Annotated in this window: 2 protein-coding genes; both read right to left on the bottom strand. The window is 71.1% G+C overall.

The genetic code is table 11. The annotated features are described in order from the left end of the window. On the bottom strand, nucleotides 1-410 hold a 410-nt coding region (locus tag DDE18_RS22430; RefSeq protein ID WP_211754718.1), incomplete at its 3' end, for a GMC family oxidoreductase N-terminal domain-containing protein. Between the two features lie 58 nt (nucleotides 411-468). Further along, nucleotides 469-1,837 (bottom strand): aldehyde dehydrogenase family protein (locus tag DDE18_RS22425; protein ID WP_116574651.1); only part of this gene is annotated, 1,369 nt, incomplete at its 5' end.

The following is a 1,837-nucleotide window of genomic DNA, read 5'->3' as shown; positions in this document are numbered from 1 at the left end:
TCCTCCAGGTGCCGGCTCTCCATCCGCTTGAAGTAGGGCAGGCAGTGCCGGAAGTCCCACGTCTCCATGCCCGCGTCGGCGGCCCACCGCTCGTAGTCCATCGGGTTGCCCCGCTGGAAGATCATCCCGTTGATCGAGCTGGACCCGCCGAGCACCTTGCCGCGCGCGTGGTAGATCCGCCGCCCGCCCATGTGCGGCTCCGGGTCGGTTTCGTACCTCCAGTCGTAGAACCGGCTGCCGATCGGGAACGGCAGGGCGGCGGGCATGTGGATGAAGGGGTCGATCCGGTAGTCGCCGTGACCCGCCTCGAGGACCAGCACCGACGTCGAGGGGTCGGCGCTGAGCCGGTTGGCGAGTGCGGAGCCGGCGCTGCCGCCCCCGACGATGACGTAGTCGAACCGGTCGGCCATGTGTCTTCCTCTTCTCTGTCCGGGTTCTCTGTCCGGGTTCTCTGTCCGGGTGGTCGGCTCAGGCGCCCTGGGGCGCGAACCAGTGCTGGGGCGCGGGTGCGGTGTTGGTCCAGATGTGCTTGGTCTCGCGATACTCCTCGAGCCCGGCCAGGCCCAGCTCCCGGCCGATGCCGGACTGCTTGTAGCCGCCCCACTCCGCCTGCGCCACATACGGGTGGTAGTCGTTGATCCAGACCGTGCCCATCCGGAGCCGGGACGCCACCCGCTGGGCCCTCGCCTCGTCGGTGGTCCACACCGCACCGGCCAGCCCGTAGATCGAGTCGTTGGCCAGCCGAACCGCGTCCTCCTCATCGGTGAAGGTCTCCACGGTGAGCACCGGGCCGAACGACTCCTCCCGGACCACCGTCATGTCCGGGGTGCACCGGTCGAGCACCGTGGGCAGGTAGTAGAAGCCGTCGGCCAGCGCCGGGTCGTCCGGTCGACCGCCACCGCAGCGCAGCACCGCGCCCTCGGCGATGCCGGCCGCCACGTACGCCTCCACCTTGTCGCGGTGGGCGCCGCTGGTCAGCGGGCCGGTCTCGGCCTTCTCGTCGAACGGGCCACCCAGGCGGATCCCCCCGGCCCGCGCGACCAGCGCGTCGACGAAGTCGTCGTGCAGCCCCTCCTGGAGCAGCAGCCGGGCACCCGCAGAGCACACCTGGCCCGAATGCAGGAACACCGCGGTGAGCGCGAAGTCCAAAGCGGTCTCCAGATCGGCATCGGCGAAGACGATGTTGGGGTTCTTCCCACCCAGCTCGAGCGCGACCCTCTTCACCGTGCCCGCGGCGGTGGCCATCAGCGCCTTGCCGGTCGCCAGGCCACCGGTGAAGGACACCAGGTCCACCCGCGGGTCCTCGGCCAGCGGCGCGCCGGCCGCCGGCCCGGCACCCAGCACCAGGTTGGCCACACCGGCCGGCAGGCCCGCCTCCTCCAGCAGCCGCATCAGATGGATCGCGCTGTGCGGGGTCAGCTCGCTGGGCTTGAGCACCAACGTGCACCCCGCCGCCAGCGCCGGGGCGACCTTCCAGGCCGTCTGCAGCAACGGGTAGTTCCACGGCGTGATCAGCCCGCACACCCCGACCGGCTCATGAACCACCACCGACCGGACCTCCTCGCGGCCGGTCTCCACCACCCGACCCCCGTCCGAGGCCGCCGTCGAGAAGTGCCGGAACACCGACACCACGTCATCGACGTCATACTCGCTCTCGACCAGCCGCTTGCCGGTGTCCAGCGACTCGGCCCGAGCCACCACGCCCTTGTCACGCACGAGCAGATCCGCCACCCGGGCCAACACCGCACCCCGCTCCCCCACCGACAACCCCGACCACGAGCCCCGGTCGAAGGCCTCCCGGGCCGCGGCAATCGCCGCGCCGGTGTCCACCTCGGTC

The sequence above is a fragment of the Nocardioides gansuensis genome (assembly GCF_003076135.1).
In the GTDB taxonomy this organism is placed as follows: domain Bacteria; phylum Actinomycetota; class Actinomycetes; order Propionibacteriales; family Nocardioidaceae; genus Nocardioides; species Nocardioides gansuensis.
This window is presented reverse-complemented; position numbering and strand designations above follow the sequence as displayed.